This is a genomic window from Leifsonia sp. Leaf336, assembly GCF_001423695.1.
In the GTDB taxonomy this organism is placed as follows: domain Bacteria; phylum Actinomycetota; class Actinomycetes; order Actinomycetales; family Microbacteriaceae; genus Leifsonia.
The window spans coordinates 723,196-746,003 of record NZ_LMOZ01000002.1 but is presented as its reverse complement, the minus strand read 5'-3'; the positions used below and the strand labels follow the sequence as shown (position 1 = coordinate 746,003).

The window sequence follows — 22,808 nt, the reverse complement described above, 5'->3', positions numbered from 1 at the left end:
CGCTCAGCGCCGTCGCTCAGCGCACCGACCCGGTCAGCAGCCGCGGGTCGGTGATCGCGTCGTACTCTTCCGCGGTGAGCAGCCCGCGGCCGACGATCGCGGTGCGTACGTCGCCGCCGGTCTCCAGCGCCTCGTGCGCGATCTGCGCGGCGGTCGAGTAGCCGATCCGCGGTGTCAGCGCGGTCACCAGCCCGACCGATGACGCGACGCGCGTCCGCAGCAGCTCGGCGTCGGCCTGGATGCCGTCGACGCAGTTGACGCGCAGCGTGCGGCAGGCGTTGGTCAGCCACGTGAGCCCCTGCAGCAGCGCGTTCGCGATGACCGGCTCGAAGGCGTTCAGCTGCAGCTGGCCGTTGTCGGCGGCCATCGTGATCGACACGTCGGCTCCCGCGATCGCGAACGCGACCTGGTTGACGACCTCCGGGATCACCGGGTTCACCTTGCCCGGCATGATCGACGAGCCGGCCTGGCGGGGCGGGAGGTGCAGTTCGCCGAACCCGAACTGCGGCCCGCTGGAGAGCAGCCGCAGGTCGGACGAGATCTTCGACAGCTTGATCGCGGCGCGCTTGAGCGCGGCCGAGACGAGCATGAACACGCCGGTGTCCGAGGTGGCCTCGATGAGGTCGGTGGCGGTGACCACGGGGAGGCCGGTGAGCGCAGCGAGGTGCCGCACGACCGCGGCGGCATAGCCGGGCGATGCCGTGATGCCGGTGCCGATCGCGGTGGCCCCGAGGTTGATCTCGGCCAGCAGCGGGATGGTCTCGTTCAGCCGGAGGTTGTCCTCCTCCATCGTGACCGCGAACGCGGTGAACTCCTGCCCGAGCGTCATCGGCACGGCGTCCTGCAGCTGCGTGCGCCCGATCTTCACGTGATCCCTGAACTCGACGCCCTTCGACCGGAACGCCGCCGCCAGCAGCGCGTGCTCGGCGATCAGCCTCCGCAGCCCGATGGTGAGGGCGATCTTCACCGCGGTCGGATACACGTCGTTCGTGCTCTGGCTGCGATTGACGTGGTCGAGAGGATGCACGAGGTCGTAGCGGCCGCGCGCGTGGCCGAGCCGTTCGAGCGCGCGGTTGGCGATGACCTCGTTCGCGTTCATGTTGGTGGAGGTGCCGGCGCCGCCCTGGATGAGGTCGACGACGAACTGGTCGTGGAGGTCGCCCTCCACGATCTCTTGGCAGGTCGCGTCGATCACCGACGCGATCGCCGGATCGAGCACGCCGATCTCGGCGTTGGCGCGAGCGGCGGCCTGCTTGACGAGCGCCAGGGCGGTGACGAGCTCGGGATACGTGCCGATCCCCCGGCCCGAGATCGGGAAGTTCTCGACCGCGCGCTGCGTGTTCGCGCCCCAGTAGGCGTCGGCCGGCACGGCGACCGGCCCGAGCGAGTCGTGCTCGACGCGGGTCGCGCTCATACCGCGGCCCGCACGACGTCGACGACGGTCTGCGCGAGCGCGACCGCGGCATCCCGCAGCGCCTTCTCGGCGTCCGCCCCGACGCACGCCGCCGCGAACTCCGGCTGGTGGTTGGTGGCCGGGAGGCTGTTGATCCCGACGTACGGGTGGATGGCCGGGACGACCTGCGAGACGTTGCCCATATCGGTCGATGCACGGTTCATCGCGCTCGCGCCGGAGGTGTCGAACACGCGCCCGAGCGCCGTGGCGTTGGCGCGGTAGAAGCCGAGTGCCCGCTCGTCGTTGCGGAACTCCGAGTACGGCTGGCTCTCGGACGTGACGGTGAGCGTCGCGCCGGAGGCCAGGGCGCCGGCCTCGAAGCAGCGGTTCACCTTCTCCTCGACGCGTCCCAGCTCCTCCAGCGTCTCGGCGCGCACGTACCAGCGGCCCTCTGTGCGGTCGGGGATGGCGTTGGGCGCCTGGCCGCCGACGGTCTGGATGCCGTGCACGCGCACCGAGTGCGGAAGCTGCTGCCGCAGGAGGCCGATCGCCACCTGGGCGACCACGAACGCGTCGTTCGCGTTGACCCCCTCCTCCGGATAGGCGCCCGCGTGCGCGGCCTTGCCGTCGTACTGCACGTGCGAGTGCGCCACGGCGAACGGCCGGGCCTCGGCGACATCCACAGGACCGGGATGCGCCATGACCGCGAGGTCGAGCCCGGCGAAGGCGCCGCGGTCGAGCAGCTCGATCTTGCCGCCGCCGCCCTCCTCGGCCGGAGTTCCGTAGACCTCCACGGTGATGCCGAGCTCGTCGGCGAGCGGCGCCAGCGCGGAGGCGACCCCGACCGCGATCGCGGCGATGAGGTTGTGCCCGCAGGCGTGCCCGAGACCGGGCAGTGCGTCGTACTCGGCACAGACGCCGATGCGCACCGCACCGGAGCCGGCGGTCGCCAGGAACGCGGTCTGCAATCCGAGGTACGCGGGCGTCACCGTGAAGCCACGCGAGGCCAGCGACTCGCAGAGCCGCGCGGCCGAGCGGTGCTCGTTCCACGCGGTCTCGGGGTCGGCGTGCAATGCCTCCGAGAGGGCGACGAGCTGAGGGAGGTCGGCGTCGACGAGCTCTCGCACGCGCTCCTTCAGCGCGACGACGTCGGTCACCGCGAGCCGCTCACTCATCCCCGGGCACCCCGTAGCTCGGCGCGCCCGCCGGCATCAGCCCGCGGGTGACGTACGCGTCGCGCTGCGGCAGCCACGTCTCGACCAGGATCTCGTCGAGCAGCTCGACGGGGTTCTCTGCCCAGTCGACGCGGAGGTCGGTGACCCGCCAGCCGGCGTCGCGCACGACCGCGACGCCGGCCGAGTGCACCGGCCCTTCCTCGCCGCCGGCGGCGATGGCGGCCTTCAGCGCGGCCAGAAGCCGCACCTCCAGGTCGCCCGTCGCCTCCTCGAACGCGTCGACCATGAGCTGCGGCACGTCCGCGCGGGCGAGCATGTTGCCCGCGGCCACCGCGTGCGCGGACTGCGCCTCGCCGTGATGGCCGAGCACCTGTGAACCGGAGTGGATGGCCGACCGGCCGTTGCGGTCGATCACGAGCAGCTGCCGGTAGTCGATGTCGGGCGTGGAGTCCACGACCCACGCCAGCACCTCCTCCACCGGCCGGCCGTCGCGCAGCCCGTCGATGAGCTGCGGGCCGAGCCGGGGGTCGGTGATGTTCTGCGAGTGCGCGCCGCCGATGCCATCGGCGAGGTTCACACAACGGGCGGCCACGGCCGGTGAGGAGGAGCAGATGGCGGAGCCGATCGCTCCGGTGTCGTCGACGGCCAGGATGGAGAAGGTCATCGTGCGGCCCCGTCCGCCACCGTCGAGCTGATCACGGCGGTCGCATCGATCTCGACCAGCCACTCCGGCCGGGCGAGCGCCGAGACGACGATGCCGGTGGATACCGGGAAGACGCCCTTCAGCCAGCGGCCGACGACGCGGTAGACGTCCTCCCGGTAGCGCGGGTCGATGAGGTAGATCACGACCTTGACGATGTCGTCGAGGCTCGAGCCGGCCTCCTCCAGCAGCATCGCGATGTTCGCCATCGCCTTCTCGGCCTGGGCCTCCACGTCGCCGATGCCGACGGACTCGCGGGTCTCCAAGTCCTGGCCGATCTGGCCGCGCAGGTAGACCACGCCGCCTGCGACGACCGCCTGGCAGAGGTCGTTGTCGAGGTTCTGCTCCGGGTAGGTGTCCTTGGTGTTGAACGGGCGGATCCGGGTGTGGGTCGGCATCAGAGAACTGCTCCTTCCGCCGCGAGAGCGGCCTGCTGGTCGTAGGCGAGGTAGCCCCGCTGGATCTGGATCTGGTCGGCGATGTGGCGGGCGTCGTGCCAGACGCCCCAGATGAAACTGGAGCCGCGGCGCGACTGCCACGGCAGGCCGAGGAAGTAGACGCCCGGCTCGGTCGAGACGCCGCGCTGGTGCGCCGGCTTGCCGTTCTCGTCGAACGCGTCGACCTGCAGCCAGCTGTAGTCGGTGCGGAACCCGGTCGCCCACACGATCGTGGTGATACCGGCGGCCTGGAGGTCGAGCTCGAGGATCGGGTCGGTGAGGCTCGCGGGGTCGGCGAGCAGCGCGCGGGCCTCCGGCTCCTCCGGGAGGTCGAGGCCGTTTCGGGCGACATAGGCGTCGGCCTCGTCGAGCAGCGCGAACAGGTTGGCGTCGCCGGCGGCGACGTTGCGGGCGAGGTCGGGAGCGAACCGCATCCGGCCGTCGGCGAAGGCGTCGGTGCGGCCGACCAGCGTGATGCCGGTCGCCGCGAGCTCGCGGAAGTCGACCGTGTGCCCGCCGTCGGCGCCGCTCACCGCGATGGTGACGTGCTCGGCGCCCTGCGGAGGCGCGGCGAGGTCCCACTTGCCGAGCACGCCCAGCCACCAGACGAAGTCGCGGCCGCGGTAGCGACGGGGAGGCCGGTCGTGCGGGCCGACGGACAGCCAGACCTCGCGTCCGGAGCGTCGCAGCTCGTCGGCGATCTGCACGCCAGACGACCCGGCGCCCACGACCAGCACGCCGCCCTCCGGCAGCTGAGCCGGGTTGCGGTAGTCGCTGGAGTGCAGCTGGGTGAGACCGGAGTCGTCCGGCACGACCGCCGGGATGACCGGCACCTGGAACGGCCCGGTCGCCGCGACGACGTAGCGCGCCTGGAGGTCGCCCTCGGAGGTCTCGACGGTGAAGCCGGGCCGGTCGCTGTTGCGCACGACGCGGGTGACCTCCACGCCGGTGCGGATGGGAGCGTCGATGAGCTTCGTGTAGGCGACGAAGTAGTCGGCCACGTCCTCCTTGGGAGCGAAGTCGTCGGCGCCGACGGTCTCGAACTCGAGCTTCGGGAAGCGGTCGTGCCAGGCGGGGCCGTTGGCGACCAGCGAGTCCCACCGCCCGGAGCGCCAGCGCTCGGCGATGCGGCCCTTCTCGAGCACGAGGTGCGGGATGCCGCGGTCGGTCAGATGATCGCTCATCGCCACACCGGCCTGCCCGGCGCCGACGACGAGGACCTCGATTTCCTGGCTCGACATGCTGATCTCCTTCGCTGATCCGTGAGCTGAACCGTGAGCGGTCCGTGCGTCCCGCGGCTCGTCCAGTCATTGTCAGCAGGAGCGATGGAATCTGTAAAACAATGAGAATCGACGAATCAGATCAGGTGAAGTGATGCTTCGCGTGCGTTTCACGCGCGTGAACATTTCCTGCATTGCCCGGCCGATGTGCAGCGCCCTTCCGCGACATCGATTCTCTCGATGCACTTCAACGCTTTTCGTCGCTCGTTTCGATGCACTCATCCTGCGTACTCTTCCGGCATGACGATCGACACAACCGTCCGCATCGACGGCAGGGCACTCATCGACGGCGACCGGGTCGGCGCGGCCTCCGGCGAGACCTTCGTCACGATCAACCCCGCGACCGGCGCGGCCCTCGCGGAGGTCGCCAAGAGCGGCCTCGCCGATGTCGACCGCGCCGTCGCCGCCGCCCGGGCCGCCTACGACAGCCGGGTGTGGAGCGGACTCGGCGCCGCCGACCGCGGCGCGGTGCTCCACCGCCTCGCGGAGCTCATCGAACGCGACGCCGAAGAGCTCGCACTGCTCGAGTCGCTCGACATGGGCAAGCCGCTCTCGCAGACGCGTGCGGTCGATGTGCCGGGAACCGCGGCGACGTTCCGCTGGTACGGCGAGCTGGCCGACAAGCTGACCGACGAGGTGCCGGCCACTCCCCCGGGCTCGACCGCGATCGTCAGCCGCGTCGCGCTCGGTGTGGTCGCCGCGATCGTGCCCTGGAACTACCCGCTCGACATCGCCGCGTGGAAGCTCGCACCGGCGCTCGTCGCCGGCAACAGCGTGGTGCTGAAGCCCGCGGAGACCACCAGCCTCACCGCCCTGCGCCTCGGCGAGCTGGCCCTGGAGGCCGGCCTCCCCGCCGGCGTGCTCAACGTCGTGCCCGGCCCCGGCTCCGTCATCGGCCGTGCGCTCGGCCTCCACCCGGACGTCGACGCGCTCACCTTCACCGGCTCGACCGCCGTCGCCAAGAAGCTGATGACGTACGCCGGAGAGTCGAACCTGAAACGGCTCAGCCTGGAGGCCGGCGGCAAGAGCTCCAACCTGATCTTCGCCGACACGGAGGACCTGGCCCTGGCCGCCGAGAAAGCCGCGTTCGGCGCCTTCTACAATCAGGGCGAGGTCTGCTCGGCCAACTCGCGCATCTTCGTCGAGCGCCCGGTCTACGACGAGTTCGTCGGCCTGCTCGCCGACGCCGCCCAGGCCTACCGGTCGGGCGACCCGCTCGACCCGGCCAGCGGCAACGGCGCCCTGATCTCCGGCGCGCACGCCGACGACGTCGCGGCGGCGATCGAAACGGCGGCCCGTGATGGCGAGCTGATCGGCGGCGAGCGCCACCAGCGCGGCGATTCGAGCGCGTTCATCGACCCGGCGATCGTCGCCGGCCTCCCGCTCTCGCACCCGCTGCACCGCGACGAGATCTTCGGGCCGCTGGTCGTGGTGCAGGCCTTCGACCACGAGGACGACGCCGTGCACGCCGCGAACGCGACCGATTACGGCCTCGCGGCGTCGGTCTGGACCTCCAGCCTGTCGCGCGCCCACCGGGTGTCGGACCGGCTCGTCGCCGGCACGGTCTCGGTCAACACCGTCGACGCCCTCGGCTCGACCACCCCGTTCGGCGGGTTCAAGCAGTCCGGGTTCGGCCGCGATCTCTCCCGGCACGCCATCGACAACTACGTCGGCCTGAAGACCACGTGGTTCCAGCACGACTAGGACGCACCACACCATGACCCTGCAGCTCGACACGCCCTCCCGCCCCGGCTTCGGCGTCCCCGCGGACGTCGCCCGCACCTGGCTGCTGATCTCGGCGGCCCGCCTCGACGCGGTCGCCGTCAGCGGCTCGCGGGCCGACGCCGTCGTCATCGACCTGGAGGACGCCATCGACGCCTCCCGCAAAGGCGTCGAGCGCGAGCGCGTCGCCCGGTTCCTCGAGACCGGAGGCGAGGCGTGGGTGCGGATCAACGACCGCACCACGCCGTTCTGGGCGGACGACCTCGACCGGCTCCGGGGCGCGCCCGGATTGCTCGGCGTCGTGCTCGCGAAGACCGAGGAGGCCGGCCACGTCGCCGAGACCTCCGAGCGACTCGGCGGCGGGACGCCGGTCGTCGCGCTGATCGAATCGGCGCTCGGAATCGAGAACGCGGCCGCGATCGCACGCGCCGCCGGTGTTTTCCGGCTCGCGTTCGGCAGCGGCGACTACCGCCGCGACACGGGCGTCGCCAACAACGAGCTCGCCCTCGCCTACCCGCGCTCGCGGCTGGTCGTCGCGAGCCGCGTGGGAAGCCTCCCCGGCCCGATCGACGGACCGTCGGTCGTCGACGGCGTGCCGATCGTCACCGAGCAGTCCCGCTCGGCGTCGGCGCTCGGCCTCACCGGGCGGCTCTGCCTCCGCGAGGCCCAGGTCGCGATCGTCAACGAGGTGATGGCGCCGTCGGCCGAGGAGGTGTCGTGGGCCAGCGACTTCCTGGAGGAGTTCGACGCCTGCGGCCGCGTCGTGCGCGACGGCAGCGACCTCCCGCGTCTCGGCCGGGCCGAGCGGATCCTCGAGCTCGACCGCGCGTTCAGCTCTGCCCCGAATTCCACCCCATCCCCCACGAGAATGTAAGGACGAAGGAGTCCCCCGATGAGTTCATCCACCCGGAACGACGCGAAACTCGCGACCTCCAGCATCCGGGCCCAGCGTTTCCACAAGACGCTGGGCCGCCTCGACATCGTCTTCCTCTCGATCGGCGCTGTCATCTCCATCGACACCGTCGCGCAGATCGCGGCGGGTGGCGGTGCGGAGGCGTTCACCTGGACCGCCGTGATCGGCATCACGTTCCTGTTCCCGTACGCGCTCGTCATCTCCGAGCTCGGCAGCACCTTCCACGACGAGGGCGGCCCCTTCGTCTGGGTGCGGCTCGCGTTCGGCAAGCTCACCGGCGCGATCGCGACGCTCTTCTACTGGATCACCAACCCGCTCTGGATGGGCGGCTCGCTGGTGTTCATCTCGGCCGCCACCTGGGGCGCCTACATCGCGCCGCTGCCGGAGGGCAGCGCCGGTGACATCGTCTTCAAGCTGGCGTTCATCTGGCTGGCCATCGGCACGGCGATCATCGGCCTCCGCTACGGCAAGCACATCGTCGCCGCCGGAGCGGTCGTGAAGATCGCGCTGCTGCTGGTCTTCGTCGTCACGGTCGTGGTCTACGCGATGAAGAACGGCGTCCACGGCTACGCGGCCGGCGCCTTCTCGCCGACGCTCGGCGGCTTCCTCGCGGTGACCCCGGTCATCCTCTTCGCGGTCGTAGGATTCGAGGCGCCCAACGGCGCGGCCGAGGAGATGCGCAACCCGCAGAAGGACGTCCCGCGGGCCATCACCTCCTCCGGCATCATCTCGATCCTGTGCTACCTCGTCCCGATCTTCGCCATCCTGGCGGTGCTCCCGGCCGACAAGGTGCAGGGCGCCAGCGGCCTCCTCGACGCGTTCAAAGAGGTGTTCTCGGTCTACGGGATCGCCACCGGGCCGGTGATGTTCGTCGCGGCTCTGCTGTTCGTGTTCGTGGTGCTGACGCAGGCGAGCGCCTGGATGATCGCCTCCGACCGAGTTCAGGCCGCCGCCGGCGCCGACGGCGCGTTCTTCCGCTACTTCGGCGTCTTCTCCAAGCGGTTCGGCACCCCGGTGCGGATGAATCTGCTCTCCGGGATCGTCGCCACCGTCTTCTGCATCGCCGCGACGTTGCTGCTGAAGGGCAGCACCGCCGCCGTGTTCACCGTCGTGCTGACCGTCGCGATCTCGACGCTGCTGCTGTCGTACCTGGTGATCTTCCCGTCGATCATCCGGTTGCGCCGCAAGTACCCGGACATCGAGCGTCCGTTCCGCGTCCCGGGCGGCAAGGCCGGCCTGTGGACCGCCGTCGTCGTCATCTACGCCTGGGTGCTGCTCGGCTCGTGGGTCGCGGTGTTCCCCGGCACGCTCGAGTCGGTGTTCGGCCTCAAGTACGACTTCATCGACACCTGGGGCGTCGACCGGCCGACCTTCGAGGGCTTCACCGTCGGCACGCTGATCGTCATCACGGTTCTGGCGTTGGCCGGCTACTTCTGGCAGCGGGCCCGCGACCGCCGCGTCGCCCCCGAGCCGGAACTGCTGCTGGAGCCGGTGCGCGACTGACGGCCGTCGCCCCACGCGACAACGGAGGAGATCCCGGTCCTTGAGGCCGGGATCTCCTCCGTTAGCCGCGTTTTCGAGGCCCGCACTCGTGGATCTCCTCCGCTGACTGCGTGAGGTGGAGAGGTCAGGCCGGAACGCGCGCGGCGATCAGGTCGGCCGCCCGCTCCGCCACCATCATCACGGTGATGACCGGGTTCACAGAGGTCAGCGTCGGGAACACCGATGCGTCAGCGATCCGCAGCCCGTCGATCCCCCGCACCCGCAGTGACTGGTCGACCACCGCGAGCCGGTCGTCGACGGCCCCGATCCGGCACGTTCCGCTCACGTGGTAGACGGTCTGGTGGATGTCGCGCTGCACGGCCGACAGCTCCTCGTCGGTCTGCACCTCCGGGCCAGGGAAGACCTCCCGCACCAGGTGCCGCCGCATCGGCTCGGCCTCCGCGATCCGCCGCGCCAGGCGCACGCCGGCGACCAGCATCCGCTCGTCGTGGCCGGAAGCGTCGGTGAAGTAGCGGTAGTCGATCACCGGAGGCTCGGCAGGGTCGGCGGAGGCGATGGTGACCCGGCCGCGGCTGTGCGGCTTCGCCACGTTCGGCGCGATCGCCACGATGGTCTCGGGGAAGCTCACACCGCGTGCGCGCGGGTGGTCGACGACCGGCTCGACCGGGAAGTGCATGAGCACGTCCGCCTTCGCCGGGTCGCCGTCGACGCCGACCATCGCGCCGGCGTCCCAGCCGGAGGCCGAGATCGCGGGCGGAGCCGACACGGCTTCCCACACCACGAGGCCCTCGGCGTGGTCCTGGAGGTTCTCGCCGACGCCCGGCAGGTCGAGCACGGGCTCCACCCCGGCCGCCTCCAGCACGTCGACCGGGCCGATGCCCGAGAGCAACAGCAGCCGCGGCGTGTCGATCGCCCCGCAGGCGAGCACGATCTCGCGCCGCGCGCGCACCGCCTGAAGCTCGCCGTCCGCCGAGCGATAGACCACGGCGACCGCTCGGCCGTCCTCCACGATCACGCGCTCGGCACGAGCACCGGTGATCACGTCGAGCGACTCCCGGGTGTCCATGACGTCGTGGAGGTAGTGGATCGAGCTCGACCCGCGCACGTTGGTCTGCGGGTCGTAGCCGACCTCGAAGAAGCCGGCGCCGCGCGCCAGCGTGTCGGTGCGGCCGTCGTTCCACTGCTCCTGCAGCGGGAGGCCCAGGGCACTGCTCGCGGCCGACACGACGTCGGCGACGAACGGATTGCGATCGGCCGCAGCCACCGGGTGGATCGGGATCCGCAGCCGGTCGAAGTACGGCTGGAAGCTCGCGGCATCCCACCCGGCCGCCCCGGCCTCCACCCACTCGTCGAGGTCGGAGGCCGGCGGGCGCCAGGCGATCATCGTGTTGGCCGTGGAGCAGCCGCCGAGGATGCGCATGCGCGACTGCCGGATGGTCGAGTTGCCGCGCTCCTGCGGCACGCTGCGGTAGTCGAGGTCGTATTCGCTCTCGATCATCTCCTCCCAGCGCCGGATCGACCGGGCCCGGCCCTCGTCACGGTCGCTCGGGCCCCACTCGAGGAGGCCGACGGTGACCTCCGGGTTCTCGGAGAGCCGCGCGGCGACGATGCCGCCCGCGGTGCCACCGCCGACCACGACATAGTCGTACTCGGCGGCGGCGGTGGCGGTGCTGGTGGGCTCGGCGGTCATTCTGCTCCTGCGGTTCCGATGGAGGGGGCGAGAGGGGTGGAGGCCGACTCCGGCCCGGACAGCACCGGCGGCTTCGACGGCGCCCACTTCATGAGCGCGTAGTAGAGCGGGCAGATCACGGCGAGGCCGACGATCCACGAGATGTCGACGCCGCCGAGCGCGGTGGCGATCGGGCCGGTGTAGAACGCCGTGCTGAGGAAGGGCAGCTGCACGAGGATGCCGAGCACGTAGCAGATCACGGCGTTGCGGTTGATGCGGCCGTAGATGCCGCCGTCCTGGCGGAACAGCGAGGCGATGTCGTACTTGCCGTGCTTGACCGCGTAGTAGTCGACCAGGTTCACCGCGGTCCACGGGATGAGCACGCACAGCAGCAGGATCATCAGGTTCGACAGGTTGACCAGGAAGTTGGCGGAGAACGCGAAGCCGAGCACGAGCGCGACCAGGAACAGGATCACCGCGATGGCGCCGCGGGTGACGGCCCGCGGGAGCCACTTCGGGAACAGCGTCTGCCCGATGGTGATGATCGCGAGGCTGCCGCAGTACAGGTTCATGCCGTTGCTGACGCTGATCCCGACTCCGAAGACCAGCATCGCGAGCCCGGCGATCCCGGGGATCAGGGCGCTCAGGCCGGTCGCCACGTCGTCTTTGGGGAAGGCGGCGCCGACGATCGAGCCGAGCACCATCGGGATGACGGAGCCGAGGACGCAGCCTGCGAAGGTCGCCCAGAAGGCGGCCCGCACGCCGGTGTCCTTGGGCATGTAGCGCGTGTAGTCGGAGACGTACGGAGCGTAGGCGATCTGCCAGAGCGCGGCGACCGAGATGGTGCCCATGATGCCGGTGGCGGTGACCGACCCGTAGCTGAGAGCGCTGGCCGGCAGCGTCCCCGCCGCGAAGATGTAGACGAAGACCAGCGCGATGGTGAGGCCGGCGACGATGCTCATCACCGTTCCGAACACGTGCAGGAGGCGGTAGCCGAAGACAGCGCCGAACACGCTGATGAGCCCGACGAGCACCGTCGACCAGAAGTCGCCGATATGGGTGAGCGAGTCGAGCGCCTGGCCTCCCAGGATCACGTTCGAGGCGAAGAACGCGACGTACATGCCGACGACGATGACGACGACCAGGAGGCTGCCGTACGAACCGAACTGCGCCCGCGTCTGCAGCATCTGCGGCACGCCCATCTGCGGCCCCTGCGCCGCGTGCAGCGCCATCACGACACCGCCGATCAGGTTGCCCGCGATGAGCGCGATGATCGCCGCCCAGATCGGGAGGCCGTACACGGCGGTCGCGAGCAGCCCCGTCGCGATCGACAGCATCATGATGTTGCCGCCGAACCAGATCGTGAACAGGTTGCGTGCCTTGCCGTGCCGCTCGTTCTCGGGGATGTAGTCGATGGTGCGCGTCTCGACGCCGAGGGCGTCGCTGCGTGGCTCGATGCGGGCCTCTGTGCTCATGGTGTGCTCCTCGTCGTCGTTTGGCATAGAAGCCTCTGCTGCTTTTCCGCATCAATCAACTAAGGTTGCCTGAAGCACTGCATCACTTCGGCAGATACCGCGCCGGAGGAAACAGAGCGGAAACATCGTCGTAACCGGGAGGCCTCCGATGAGCAAGAAGCCCGACGTCACCCTGGCGCAGCTGCGCTACTTCATCGAGGCCGCGACGCACCTCTCCATGACGCGCGCCGCGGAGGAGCTGTTCGTCGCCCAGTCGGCGGTCTCGTCGGCCATCGCGCAGCTCGAGCAGCAGGTCGGCGCGCAGCTCTTCATCCGCCAGCGCTCGCGGGGCCTCACGCTCACGCCGTCGGGGCAGCAGTTCCTCGGCGATGCGCGCGCCCTCCTGCTCAACCTGGAGGAGGCGCTCGACACCGCGCGCGGCATCGACAACCAGGTGCGCGGCACCATCCGCATCGGCTGCTTCGTCACGCTCGCGCCGTTCGTCCTCCCCGCGATCGTGAGCCGGGTGCGAGCGGAGCACCCCTACCTCGACATCGAGGTCGACGAGCTCGACACCGACGGCGCACGGGCCGCGCTGCGCAGCGGCCGTGTCGAACTGCTGATCGGCTACGACTTCGGCTTCGGCAACGACATCCGCACGGCGGTGCTGTCGGACGCTCCCCCGCACGTCATCCTGCCGGCCGATCATCCGCTGGCGGCCTCCCCGCAGGTGTTCCTGCGCGAGCTCTCGCGTGAGCCGATGATCCTGCTCGACCTGCCGCACAGCCGCGAGTACTTCCTCGGCATCCTCGCCGGCGCCGGCCTGCAGCCGGAGATCCGGCACCGCTCGCTGAACTATGAGACCGTGCGCGCGTTCGTCGCGCACGGCCACGGGTTCTCGATCCTCAACCAGCGGCCGCGGCATGACCTCAGTTACGACGGCGAACGGGTGGCCGCCCTCCCGATCGCCGACAGCGTCCCCGCGCTGCCGGTGGTGCTCGCCGCGATGCGCTCGGTCCGGGCGACGGCGCGGGCGCGGGCGGTCAGCGACATCGCCGCACAGGTGGTCGCCGAGTCGCTGAATCCGGCGCCGTCGCGAGCCTGATCGCCGGCGCGGATGACGCCGGCGTTTCGCGCGAGTCACACATCTAGCGTGCTGATGAAGTGATCCACTCGAACCTATTTGCGTGATCCATACCGTGCAACGGAGACTGGTCGGATACGCGAAGGGACGCCGATGACGAGTCTGCACATCATGAACGCCCGCCTCTTCCTCGGCGACGGCCGCTGGCAGGACGGCGGCGTGCTCGTCCGTGACGGCGTCATCGCGGCCGTCGGCGTCGACGACGACCTCACTGCGCTGAGAGACCCCGGCACCGAGGTGCGGGACGCGGGCGGCGCCGCCCTTCTCCCCGGCTTCCACGACACGCACGTGCACCCGCCGATGGCCGGGAGCTCCCTGCTCGGCATCGACCTCATGCCCGTGCACGACGCCGACGCCTACCTGCGGATCATCGCCGACTACGCGAGCGCGCATCCCGAGCTCGGCACCATCGTCGGAGTCGGCTGGTACGGCGATGTCTTCGACGGAGGCTTCCCGACGCGTGCGCTGCTCGATGCGGTCGTCGGCGACCGCCCGGTGATCCTGACCAGCCACGACGGCCACGGCGTCTGGGTGAACACCCGGGCGCTGGAGGCCGCGGGGATCGCCCCCGACATCGCCGACCCGTCGGGCGGTCACTTCGTGCGCGACGAGCACGGCGAGCTCACCGGCGTGCTGCTCGACACCGCGATGCAGGCGCTGGACGCGATCCTCCCTGAGCCCGCGCCCGGATTCCTTGAGGAGGCCATCCTGGCCGCGCAGCAGCGCCTCCACGCAGTGGGCGTGACGACGTGGCACGACGCGGCCGTGGGCAAGAGCGAGCTCGGTCCCGACTCCCTCGACGCCTACCTGAGCCTGGAGTCGCAGGGTGCGCTCACCGCCCGGGTCGTGCTCTGCCAGTGGTGGGATCGCGACCGCGGCCTCGACCAGCTCGCCGACCTGGAGGCGCGGCGCGACCGGGTCGCGCAGACCTCGCGCCTCGTCGCGAGCACCGTCAAGATCATGCAGGACGGCATGATCGAGAACCGCACGGCCGCCCTCCTCGACGACTACACCGACCAGCCGGGAGTGCGCGGCGACTCGTTCATCCCGCCGGAGGAGCTCGCGACGATCGTCGCCGAACTCGACGCACGCGGCTTCGACGTGCACCTCCACGCCGTGGGCGACCGCGCCGTGCGCGAGTGCCTCGACGCCGTGGCGCACGCCCGCTCCGTCAACGGGCCGGCGGGAGGCCGCCACCAGCTCGCGCACCTCGACGTGGTCGACACCGCCGACGTCGACCGGTTCGCCGAACTCGACGTCACCGTGAACGCGCAACTGCTGTGGGCGCGCACCGACACCGAGATCGTCGAGCGCAAGCTGCCGATGATGGGCGACGACCGGGCGACGCGGCACTTCCCGTTCGAGACGCTGCGCACCCGCGGAGCCCGCATCGTCGCGGGCAGCGACTGGCCGGTGTCCGACCCGAACCCGCTGTGGGCGATGCACACCGGAACCACGCGGCTGGCGCCCTCCACCGACCCGCACGCGACCGGGCTCGCGCTCACCGAGCCGCTGCTGGCCTCCGAAGCGCTGCCCGCGGCGACCGTGCTCGACGCGTACACCGGCACCGCCGCCTGGGTCGGACGCCTGGAGGCGACCACCGGTCGGCTGGAACCGGGGCTTGCCGCCGACCTCGTCCTCCTCGACCGGGACATCTCCGACGGCCGCTCGTTCGACGCCGCCCGCGTGACCGAGACCTTCGTGGATGGGCGGAGCGTCTACCGCGCCTGAGCGCTTCGACCGATCTAATCGGCCCAGCCGACGGGCCGACGAGCGGCCGATCGGGCACGATGGAGCGTGTGATCGATGACACCACCACCGGAATCGAGCTCGCGCGCGCCTACTGCGACGAGGTCGTCGCGCCGCTCGTCTCTTCACAATTCCCCGGCCTCCCGTTCTCTGCGGGGCGGCTGGGGCAGGGATCCGATGTGCTCGGACTGGACGACCGGACGTCGCGCGACCACGACTGGGGACTCCGGCTGCAGCTCTTCGTCGCGGCTGACGCCGTCGACGACGTCGCCCGGTACCTCGACGAGGCGCTGCCCGAGTCGTTCGCGGGCTTGCCGACGCGCTTCGCGTTCACGAGCGAGAGCGATCCCCGCAACCACGTCGACGTGAGCTCGGTCGGGAGCTTCCTGCGGTCGCGGCTCGGCTTCGATCCCCGAGCGGGCATCGCGGCGCGAGACTGGCTCTCGCTCACGGGTCAGGCCGTGCTGGAGGTCGTCGCGGGGCCGGTCTTCATCGATGCGGACGGCGAACTCGACACGGCCCGTCGCGACCTCGCCTGGTATCCGGAGGAGGTCTGGAGGTACGTCCTGGCCTGCGATTGGATGCGGCTGGCACAGGAGCTTCCACTGATGGGCCGCGCCGCCGAGCTGGGCGACGAGACGGGCGCACGGATCATCGCGGCTCGTCTGGCACACGTGGCGATGCACCTGGCGTTCCTGCTGGAGCGCCGCTGGCCTCCGTATTCGAAATGGTTCGGCACGGCCTTCGCCGCGCTGCCCGGCGCAGAGGAGCTGCAGCTGCCGATCGACACCGTGCTCACGGCGGCCGAGCCGGGCGCCGCACAGCACGCGCTCGCCGACGCGCTGCAGCGTCTCCTCGAACGACAGAACGAACGCGGTCTGACGGACGTGTCACGCGCGACGATCCCGTTCTGGGATCGCCCCTTCCTCCATCCCGACCCGGCGATCATCGCCCAGCTGCTCGATCCGATCGTCGATCCCGGGATCCGCGACCTCCCCCGAGGCCGCGGATCGATCGACCAGTGGACCGACAACGTCGACCTGCTCATGAACCCGGAGGCCCGGCGCCGCGCGTACCGCGCCGAGACGTGAGTAATCGCGGTAATCGGACCAGGGATTCCCACGAATACTCACGTCTCGGCGGCGGCGGCGGCGCGGGTCAGGCGGCCCGCTCTCCCGCGAAGGCGTGGAGGCCTTCGGGCGAGATCGTGAAGCGGGTCTGCTGGCCGGCGACCAGGGTCTCGGCCTCCTGGGACAGCATGGTGACGGGGATGCGGAGGTCGCCGGCGGCGATCTCCGCGCGGGCGAAGGGCCCGAAGAAGTCGATCGCGCTCAGGATCCCGGTCGCGGTTCCCGCAGGGGTTACCGCGTCGTCGCGGACGATGCGCACGCGCTCGGCCATGACCAGCACGTCCACCCGGTCGCCCTCGCGCAGGTCGTTTTGGGCGGTGGTCAGCGAGAGGCCGCCAATCTCCACCGTGGCCGATGGCCCGGTGCCGTGGACCACTCCGGTGCCGAGCAGCTGGCCGCCGAGGAACTGGGCGACGAACCGGTTGCCCGGGGCGCGGTACAGGGATTCGGGGGTGTCGTTCTGCTGCACGACGCCGTGGTCGAGCATCATCACCTGGTCGCCGAGGTCCATGGCTTCTTCCTGGTCGTGGGTGACCATGATGGTGGTGAGGCCGGTCTCCTGGTGGATGCGCTTGAGTTCGCGCTGCATCTCGCCGCGGATCTTCTTGTCCAACGCGCTGAGCGGTTCGTCGAGCAGGAGCAGGTCGGGCGAGGTGACCAGGGCGCGGGCGAGCGCGACGCGCTGCTGCTGGCCTCCGGAGAGCTGTGCGGGTGAGCGGCCGCCGAAGTCGCCGAGGCCGACCAGGCCCAGCATCGCCTCCGCCTTGGCGCGCGCCGCCGAGCGTGGGGTGCGCCGGGCGCGGAGGCCGTACATCACGTTCGAGAGCACGCTCAGGTGCGGGAAGAGCGCGTAGTTCTGGAAGACGAAGCCGATGTTGCGCTTCTCCAGCGGTTCGAGGACGCGCGTGCCGTTGAAGGTCTTGGAGACGCGCGAGACGGTGAGCTCGGCCATCATTTTCCTTTGTTCGTGGAGGTGGTGAAGAGCTTGGCGGCGTTGCCGGAGAGCCAGTTGAGCACGACGACCAGCAGCACGGTGCTGAGGATGATGATCGTCGCGAGCGCATCCACGTCGGGGGTCACGCCGAGGCGCACCATCGAGTAGATCTGCACGGGGAGGGTGGAGACGCCGATCGGCGCGAGGAAGAGCTGGATCGCGAAGTTGTTGAACGTGATCACGAACGCCAGCAGTCCGCCCGCGATGATCGACGGTCCGATCAGCGGGATGGTGATGGTGAGGAACGTGCGCACCGGGCCCGCGCCCAGGGAGTGGGCGGCCTCCGCGTAGTTCGGATTCAGGTCGCGCAGCCGGCCCGAGACGATCAGGACGACGAACGGCAGTGAGGTCACGATCGACGCCAGGATCAGCCCGAGCGTGCTCGACCCCAGACCCAGCCAGCCGAAGACGACGACGAAGCCGGCGGCGAGGATCAGGGCGGGNGGTCACGATCGACGCCAGGATCAGCCCGAGCGTGCTCGACCCCAGACCCAGCCAGCCGAAGACGACGACGAAGCCGGCGGCGAGGATCAGGGCGGGCACGGTGAGCAGGGCCAGCAGGAGGCCGTTGATCGGCACCGTGATGAACACGCGCGCCCGCGCCATCCCGAGCGCCAGCAGCGTGCCGACGATGACGGCGAAGATCGTCGCCTGCGTCGCCAGGTTGAGGCTGGTGAGCAGGGCGTCGACGAGGGCCTGGTCGTGGGCGAGGTTCGCGTACCAGTCGAAGGTGAAGTGGAACGGGAACGTGCCGTAGCGCGACTGGTTCAGGCTGAGCGCGGTCATGGCCAGCAGCGGCAGCGCCAGGATGACGAGCACCACGTAGAGCCAGACCTTCATCAGCCGGGGCAGGACGGCGGTCTTCATCGGAGCACCCCTTCGGTGGTCAGCGCATCCTCGGCGATGCGGGTCTGAGCGACGACGCGCTCGGCGCGGGGCCGGCCGGCCTTCGAGACGCCGGAGAGCGCGTTGCGCGACCAGGTGAGCAGGCCGGTCACCCCTCCGACCACGATCAGCGATGCCACCAGCAGCACCAGCGACATCGCCACGGCGAACTGCTGATGCACGCCGGCCTGCAGCTGCGCCGAGATCGTGTTGCCGAGCATCTGCCCGTTCGGGCCRCCSAGGATGGCGGGCTCGGCGAACGCGCCGACGGTCTGCACGAACGTGAGCGCGAAGTTCACGCCGATCATCGCGGTCGACAGCGGCCAGATCACCCGGGTGNAGGATGGCGGGCTCGGCGAACGCGCCGACGGTCTGCACGAACGTGAGCGCGAAGTTCACGCCGATCATCGCGGTCGACAGCGGCCAGATCACCCGGGTGAACACGAAGCCTTTGCTCGCGCCGAGGGTCCGGGAGGCCTCCAGCACCGAGCCGTTGATCTGCTCGGAGGCCGAGTACATCACCAGGATGGCAGTGGGGATCGACTCCTGCACCAGCATCAGGATGTTGGCGGTCGGCGTGTACATGATCGACGCCTGCGGGTCGGCGACACCGATCCCCGACAGCAGCGACATCACCGGTCCGCCCGCCTGGATGAGGCTCACGAATCCGTAAATCAGCAGCAGCTGCGACGTGATGTACGGGATGATGACGAAGCCCAGGATCAGCGGCTTCACCCTCGGGCTGGTGTACGGGATCGTCACCGTCCAGGNACCGATCCCCGACAGCAGCGACATCACCGGTCCGCCCGCCTGGATGAGGCTCACGAATCCGTAAATCAGCAGCAGCTGCGACGTGATGTACGGGATGATGACGAAGCCCAGGATCAGCGGCTTCACCCTCGGGCTGGTGTAGCGCGCCAGCGCCCACGCGGCCGGCCAGGCCAGCGCGATGCTGAGAACGGTCACGCAGAACGCGATCAGCAGCGTGCGGCCCAGCAGCGACATGTACACCGGGCTGCCGAACATCTGCGCGAAGTTCTCGAAGGTGAGACTCCCCGCGCCGTTGGTGAATCCGATCACCAGCAGGGCGATCAGCGGCAGCAGGGCGAACAGGACGAGGAGGATGCCGCCGGGCGTGAGCAGGAAGCCCGTGCCCAGGGCCCCCCTGGCCCGCCGCCGGGGACGGCGGGCCAGGGACAGAGGGGCTGTGGTCATCAGGAGCCGGCTTTCACCTGGGTCCAGGCGTCCAGCCACGACTGGAGGCGATCGGCGGGCTGGGGCAGCTGGAGGGCGAGGCTCGAGATCTTGTCCGGGTTCGCCTGCAGGCGGTCGAGCGTGGCCGGTTCGAGCGCGTCGACGACGGACTTGTTGGCCGGGGCCGGCGAGGCGTCCGCGGGGGTGTTCGCCCACTTGGTGAGGAACTCCTTGCCGGTCATGTAGTTCAGCCACTTGTAGGCGAGGTCGAGGTGCTGGGTCTTGGCCGCGATCGCCCAGTTGTCGATCCAGCCGACCGCGCCCTCCTTGGTGATCTCGTACTTGAAGTTGTCGGTGCCCGCCGCTTTGCTCGAGATCAGGCCGCCGATGGCGTCGGAGTTGCTGATGCCGGCGACGATGGAGCCGCTCGCGATGCCTTTGGCTAGGTCGTCGGTCGACGAGTACAGAAGCTTCGCGTTGTCCTTCAGCTTCTGGAGGGCCGGCGTGACCTTGGTCATGTCGGGGTTCTGCGGGTCCTCGCCGAGGTACAGCGCCGTGATCGGCACGAGCACGTTCGGGTCGTCGATCAGGGCGATCTCACCCTTGTACTTCGGGTCCCACAGCACGCTGAGCGAGTCGGGGGTCGGAGACACCTTGCTGCTGTCGAAGAAGAGGCCGGTGCTGCCCCACGTCCACGGCACCCCGTACAGCTTGCCGTCCTTGCGGATCTCCTTGCGACCGGAAAGGTCCGAGTAGTAGTCCGTGTAGTTCGTCAGCTTGGAGGTGTCGAGCTCGTGGAAGATCCCGTCGTCGATCCCCTGACCGATGTACTGGATGTTCGGCAGGGCGACGTCGATGCCGCCGTTCGCCTTCTTCACGAGCTGGAGCTCGTTGGCCTCCGAGTCGATGTACTGGAACTTGAGGGTCGCGCCCGTCTCCTTCTTGAAGTCGGTGGCGACCCAGGGCAGGTCGGCGCCGTAGCCCTTCCAGATGGCGACCGTCAGGGTGTTGCTGTCGCTGCCCGATGCGCTCGGCGAGAGCGAGCACGAGGTCAGGGCGACGGCTGCTGCCACGGCTGCTCCGACGGCGATGGTGGCCCGTCGTGCGATGGAGCGGCGTCGTTGCCCTTTGCTGCTGCGTGAGTCGTTCACGTCTTTCTCTCCTTTGTATGTGGTGCTGATGATCCACTCCTGGCGGGTGGGGGCGGGGGTCAGAGGATGCCGGCGGTGACATCCTCGAGGTAGGTGCGGGCCGCGATGAGCTGCCCGACGGGGTCCGAGGCGACATCGAGCTCGAGCAGGATGCCGCCCTCGTAGCCGATCTCGGCGAGGGTGCGCGCGAACGCGGGCCAGTCGACGATGCCCTGTCCGGCCGCGCGGAAGTAGGGGCGATGCCGGTCGAAGATGTCGCCGTCGACGAGCGCCTTCTCGCGGAAGGCGCCTGCCGCGTCCTTCCAGTGCGCGATGACGACGCGCTCGCGGTGGCGCGAGACGAGCTGCACCGGGTCTCCCCCGCCGAGCACGATGTGGCCGGTGTCGGGGCAGAACGCCACGAGGAAGGGGTCGGTGAGCAGCAGGAACAGGTCGACGTCGCGCGGAGTCCAGAACACCGAGTGGCTCTCGGTGTGGAGGGCGAGCGTCACGCCGTGACGGGCGGCGATCGCGCCGACCTCGTTGGCGATGTCGGCGATCGGGAGGGCCGTGGCCAGGTCGACCGGGGCGAGATTGTCGCCCTGCGCGTTGTTGCGGCGCATCGGCAGCCCGGCGACGAGGTAGGAGGCGCCGATCTCGGCGAGGAACGCCGACTCGGTCTCGGCGGCGGCCAGGATGGCCTCCCGGGTGGCGGGGTCGGTGACGTCGTCGGCGTGCTCGATGTCGGCGAAGTAGGCGCTGACCACCGAGAGCCCGCGGGAGGCGACCTCGGCGGCGAAGGCCTCGGCCGAGCCGTAGGCGGCGATCGCGGTGAGACGGTCGGCGGGGGCGAACGTCATCTCGAACTCCGCGATGCCGGCCTCCTGCAGCGCGTCGAGGATCCGGCTCCAGACCTGGCGCGGCTCGGCGGCGGCGAGCGACTCCAGCTCCTCACGGGAGGAGACGCCGTAGAAGGCGGGGTCGAAGAAGGTGATCAGGTCGACCCCGAAGGCGCGGGTCGTGACGGGGGCGGTGGTGGTGGTGGTCATGCGTTCGCCGTCTCCTTGGCTGTCGCGGAGGTCCAGGTCGCGGTGGAGGGCGCCGGACGCTCGCAGGTGGTGGTGAGGGTGTGGACGCCGTCGGTGCCGTTCGCGATCGCGTCGAGCACCTCCAGAACGTGGAGGGCGAAGCCCGCATTGGTGCGGAAGGGTTCGCCGTCGAGGGCGCCGGCGAGGTCGGCGACGCCGGGGCCGCGCAGCGGCAGGAGGTCTTCGAGCACGCCGTCGGTGAAGCCGTCGATCACCGGCGCCAGCTCGCGCCACGCGGGCTCGCCATGCAGGCGGACCTTCACGGTGTCGTCGTAGTTGTTCGGGTCGGGCACGCTGAGGGTGCCCTTCGAGCCGTAGAGCTCGATGAACGGGAGCTGGTGGTCCCAGACGTCGAAGCTGGCGAGCACGGTGCCGATGGCGCCCGATGCGAAGTCGAGCGTGGCCGAGGCGTGCGTGGGGATGGTCACGTCGATGGACTCGACGCGCCGGCCCGGGGTGGACACCGGGCGGACGGTGCTGCCGATGCGGGCGCTGGCGTACACGCTGGCGACCGGTCCGAGCAGGTTGACCAGCGCGGCGATGTAGTAGGGGCCCATGTCGAGGGCGGGGCCGCCTCCCGGCGTGAAGAGGAAGGTCGGGTCCGGGTGCCAGAGCTCGGCCTTGCTGTGGGTGACGAACGCGGTGGCGCCGATCACCTCGCCGATCAGGCCCTCGTCGACGGCGGCGCGGGCGGTCTGCCCGGCCGAGCCGAGGAAGGTGTCGGGTGCGGAGCCGAACAGCACGCCGCGCTCCTCGGCCTCGGCCACGAGCGGGGCCGCTGTCGCGAAGGAGGCCGTGAGCGGCTTCTCGGTGAAGACGTGCTTGCCCGTGGCGAGCAGGGCGCGGGTGACGCTCTCGTGCGCCAGGGGCGGGGTGAGGTTGACGAGGATGTCGACCTCGTCGTCGGCCGCGAGCGCCTCGACGGAGTCGAAGACCCGCACGCCGTACCGCTCTCCCGCGGCTCGCGCGAGGTCGGTGCTGAGGTCGGTGCAGCCGACGATCCGCAGGCCGGCGAACCGGTCGAGACCGCGGAAGTACGCGCCGGAGATGTTGCCGCAACCGACGATGCCGACGCCGATCCGATCTGAGTTGCGAGTCACGTTCGCCCTTCTACATTGAAGCCGGGAAGCCTGCTCGCGAGCTTCGCGATCGGCTGTTGAAGGGGACAGTATCAATTATGCGAGGTGATAGCAAAACAATTATGCTGATTGATAGCAAAACTTTTTCCGATCCCGTAGTATCGGCCTC

General features: G+C 70.0%; 19 protein-coding genes and 1 pseudogene. 6 read left to right on the top strand and 14 right to left on the bottom strand.

The genetic code is table 11. The features are described from left to right. Window positions 1-16 precede the first annotated feature (16 nt). From ASF88_RS12400 to ASF88_RS12380, 5 genes are read right to left on the bottom strand one after another with little or no spacing between them, the layout of a single operon-like run. Window positions 17-1,414 carry an aspartate ammonia-lyase gene (locus ASF88_RS12400; protein ID WP_055918745.1) on the bottom strand — a complete coding sequence of 466 codons (1,398 nt, stop codon included), beginning with the start codon at window positions 1,412-1,414 and terminating at the stop codon, window positions 17-19. Further along, entirely contained in the window at window positions 1,411-2,568 is a 1,158-nt protein-coding gene (locus ASF88_RS12395; protein WP_055918742.1) for a M20 family metallopeptidase, read from the bottom strand. The genes ASF88_RS12400 and ASF88_RS12395 overlap by 4 nt, the downstream gene beginning before the upstream one ends. Beyond that, entirely contained in the window at window positions 2,561-3,232 is a 672-nt protein-coding gene (locus ASF88_RS12390; protein WP_055918739.1) for a DUF1028 domain-containing protein, read from the bottom strand. The genes ASF88_RS12395 and ASF88_RS12390 overlap by 8 nt, the downstream gene beginning before the upstream one ends. Next, on the bottom strand, window positions 3,229-3,666 hold the full coding sequence (locus tag ASF88_RS12385; protein WP_055918736.1) for a RidA family protein: 438 nt from the start codon (window positions 3,664-3,666) through the stop codon (window positions 3,229-3,231). Before ASF88_RS12385 ends, ASF88_RS12390 begins: the two co-directional genes overlap by 4 nt. After that, window positions 3,666-4,946 carry a flavin-containing monooxygenase gene (locus ASF88_RS12380; protein ID WP_055918733.1) on the bottom strand — a complete coding sequence of 427 codons (1,281 nt, stop codon included), beginning with the start codon at window positions 4,944-4,946 and terminating at the stop codon, window positions 3,666-3,668. The genes ASF88_RS12385 and ASF88_RS12380 overlap by 1 nt, the downstream gene beginning before the upstream one ends. A gap of 279 nt (window positions 4,947-5,225) precedes the next feature. Between ASF88_RS12380 and ASF88_RS12375 the strand changes: the two genes are divergently transcribed. Genes ASF88_RS12375 through ASF88_RS12365 form a run of 3 tightly spaced genes read left to right on the top strand, consistent with a single transcriptional unit; the run spans window position 5,226 to window position 9,123 of the window. Beyond that, on the top strand, window positions 5,226-6,689 hold the full coding sequence (locus tag ASF88_RS12375) for an aldehyde dehydrogenase family protein (protein WP_055918730.1): 1,464 nt from the start codon (window positions 5,226-5,228) through the stop codon (window positions 6,687-6,689). Window positions 6,690-6,702: 13 nt separating this feature from the next. Next, a complete protein-coding gene (locus ASF88_RS12370) occupies window positions 6,703-7,581 on the top strand; it encodes an HpcH/HpaI aldolase/citrate lyase family protein (protein WP_055918727.1) in 879 nt (292 codons plus the stop codon). An 18-nt stretch (window positions 7,582-7,599) separates the two neighbouring features. After that, the gene (locus ASF88_RS12365; protein WP_055918725.1) at window positions 7,600-9,123 is read left to right on the top strand and encodes an APC family permease; all 1,524 of its coding nucleotides are present in this window, start codon (window positions 7,600-7,602) and stop codon (window positions 9,121-9,123) included. A gap of 124 nt (window positions 9,124-9,247) precedes the next feature. Here the strand turns inward: ASF88_RS12365 and ASF88_RS12360 are convergent, their stop codons facing one another. Next, window positions 9,248-10,813 (bottom strand): GMC family oxidoreductase, encoded by a 1,566-nt coding sequence (locus tag ASF88_RS12360; RefSeq protein ID WP_055918723.1) that lies wholly within the window; start codon window positions 10,811-10,813, stop codon window positions 9,248-9,250. Beyond that, window positions 10,810-12,267: a purine-cytosine permease family protein gene (locus ASF88_RS12355; protein WP_055918719.1), complete on the bottom strand. Its 1,458-nt coding sequence runs from the start codon at window positions 12,265-12,267 to the stop codon at window positions 10,810-10,812. Before ASF88_RS12355 ends, ASF88_RS12360 begins: the two co-directional genes overlap by 4 nt. Before the next feature lie 148 nt (window positions 12,268-12,415). Between ASF88_RS12355 and ASF88_RS12350 the strand changes: the two genes are divergently transcribed. The 3 genes from ASF88_RS12350 to ASF88_RS12340 all read left to right on the top strand — a co-directional run bounded on the left by ASF88_RS12350 (window position 12,416) and on the right by ASF88_RS12340 (window position 16,230). Next, window positions 12,416-13,351, top strand: coding sequence for a LysR family transcriptional regulator (locus ASF88_RS12350; RefSeq protein WP_055918716.1), 936 nt, complete (start codon window positions 12,416-12,418; stop codon window positions 13,349-13,351). A 132-nt stretch (window positions 13,352-13,483) separates the two neighbouring features. Continuing rightward, the gene (locus ASF88_RS12345) at window positions 13,484-15,121 is read left to right on the top strand and encodes an amidohydrolase (protein WP_055918713.1); all 1,638 of its coding nucleotides are present in this window, start codon (window positions 13,484-13,486) and stop codon (window positions 15,119-15,121) included. Window positions 15,122-15,189: 68 nt separating this feature from the next. Continuing rightward, a complete protein-coding gene (locus tag ASF88_RS12340) occupies window positions 15,190-16,230 on the top strand; it encodes a DUF4037 domain-containing protein (protein WP_235493426.1) in 1,041 nt (346 codons plus the stop codon). 67 nt (window positions 16,231-16,297) lie between these two features. Here the strand turns inward: ASF88_RS12340 and ASF88_RS12335 are convergent, their stop codons facing one another. The 7 genes and pseudogenes from ASF88_RS12335 to ASF88_RS12300 form a co-directional block, all read right to left on the bottom strand. Beyond that, on the bottom strand, window positions 16,298-17,221 hold the full coding sequence (locus tag ASF88_RS12335) for an ABC transporter ATP-binding protein (RefSeq protein ID WP_055918706.1): 924 nt from the start codon (window positions 17,219-17,221) through the stop codon (window positions 16,298-16,300). Next, window positions 17,221-17,697 carry an ABC transporter permease gene (locus tag ASF88_RS21170; RefSeq protein WP_442915032.1) on the bottom strand — a complete coding sequence of 159 codons (477 nt, stop codon included), beginning with the start codon at window positions 17,695-17,697 and terminating at the stop codon, window positions 17,221-17,223. Before ASF88_RS21170 ends, ASF88_RS12335 begins: the two co-directional genes overlap by 1 nt. Window positions 17,698-17,707: 10 nt before the next feature. Beyond that, window positions 17,708-18,130: ABC transporter permease (locus tag ASF88_RS20975; protein WP_442915027.1), on the bottom strand; the 423-nt coding region annotated here is incomplete at its 3' end. A gap of 789 nt (window positions 18,131-18,919) precedes the next feature. Further along, window positions 18,920-19,363: pseudogene (locus tag ASF88_RS20970) on the bottom strand (hypothetical protein); the annotation flags it as partial. Continuing rightward, window positions 19,363-20,493, bottom strand: coding sequence for an ABC transporter substrate-binding protein (locus tag ASF88_RS12310; protein ID WP_055918690.1), 1,131 nt, complete (start codon window positions 20,491-20,493; stop codon window positions 19,363-19,365). The pseudogene ASF88_RS20970 and the gene ASF88_RS12310, both read right to left, overlap by 1 nt. Window positions 20,494-20,552: 59 nt before the next feature. Continuing rightward, the gene (locus ASF88_RS12305; protein ID WP_055918687.1) at window positions 20,553-21,521 is read right to left on the bottom strand and encodes a sugar phosphate isomerase/epimerase family protein; all 969 of its coding nucleotides are present in this window, start codon (window positions 21,519-21,521) and stop codon (window positions 20,553-20,555) included. After that, window positions 21,518-22,660, bottom strand: coding sequence for a Gfo/Idh/MocA family protein (locus tag ASF88_RS12300; RefSeq protein WP_055918684.1), 1,143 nt, complete (start codon window positions 22,658-22,660; stop codon window positions 21,518-21,520). Before ASF88_RS12300 ends, ASF88_RS12305 begins: the two co-directional genes overlap by 4 nt. Between the last annotated feature and the right edge of the window lie 148 nt (window positions 22,661-22,808).

Excerpts from the sequence above, each read along its gene's own strand:
- ASF88_RS12355 (WP_055918719.1), bottom strand. The coding sequence starts at position 12,267 with ATGAGCACAGAGGCCCGCATCGAGCCACGCAGCGACGCCCTCGGCGTC.
- ASF88_RS12380 (WP_055918733.1), bottom strand. The coding sequence starts at position 4,946 with ATGTCGAGCCAGGAAATCGAGGTCCTCGTCGTCGGCGCCGGGCAGGCC.
- ASF88_RS12395 (WP_055918742.1), bottom strand. The coding sequence starts at position 2,568 with ATGAGTGAGCGGCTCGCGGTGACCGACGTCGTCGCGCTGAAGGAGCGC.
- ASF88_RS12385 (WP_055918736.1), bottom strand. The coding sequence starts at position 3,666 with ATGCCGACCCACACCCGGATCCGCCCGTTCAACACCAAGGACACCTAC.
- ASF88_RS12350 (WP_055918716.1), top strand. The coding sequence starts at position 12,416 with ATGAGCAAGAAGCCCGACGTCACCCTGGCGCAGCTGCGCTACTTCATC.
- ASF88_RS12365 (WP_055918725.1), top strand. The coding sequence starts at position 7,600 with ATGAGTTCATCCACCCGGAACGACGCGAAACTCGCGACCTCCAGCATC.
- ASF88_RS12390 (WP_055918739.1), bottom strand. The coding sequence starts at position 3,232 with ATGACCTTCTCCATCCTGGCCGTCGACGACACCGGAGCGATCGGCTCC.
- ASF88_RS12305 (WP_055918687.1), bottom strand. The coding sequence starts at position 21,521 with ATGACCACCACCACCACCGCCCCCGTCACGACCCGCGCCTTCGGGGTC.
- ASF88_RS12375 (WP_055918730.1), top strand. The coding sequence starts at position 5,226 with ATGACGATCGACACAACCGTCCGCATCGACGGCAGGGCACTCATCGAC.
- ASF88_RS12370 (WP_055918727.1), top strand. The coding sequence starts at position 6,703 with ATGACCCTGCAGCTCGACACGCCCTCCCGCCCCGGCTTCGGCGTCCCC.
- ASF88_RS12360 (WP_055918723.1), bottom strand. The coding sequence starts at position 10,813 with ATGACCGCCGAGCCCACCAGCACCGCCACCGCCGCCGCCGAGTACGAC.
- ASF88_RS12400 (WP_055918745.1), bottom strand. The coding sequence starts at position 1,414 with ATGAGCGCGACCCGCGTCGAGCACGACTCGCTCGGGCCGGTCGCCGTG.
- ASF88_RS12345 (WP_055918713.1), top strand. The coding sequence starts at position 13,484 with ATGACGAGTCTGCACATCATGAACGCCCGCCTCTTCCTCGGCGACGGC.
- ASF88_RS12335 (WP_055918706.1), bottom strand. The coding sequence starts at position 17,221 with ATGGCCGAGCTCACCGTCTCGCGCGTCTCCAAGACCTTCAACGGCACG.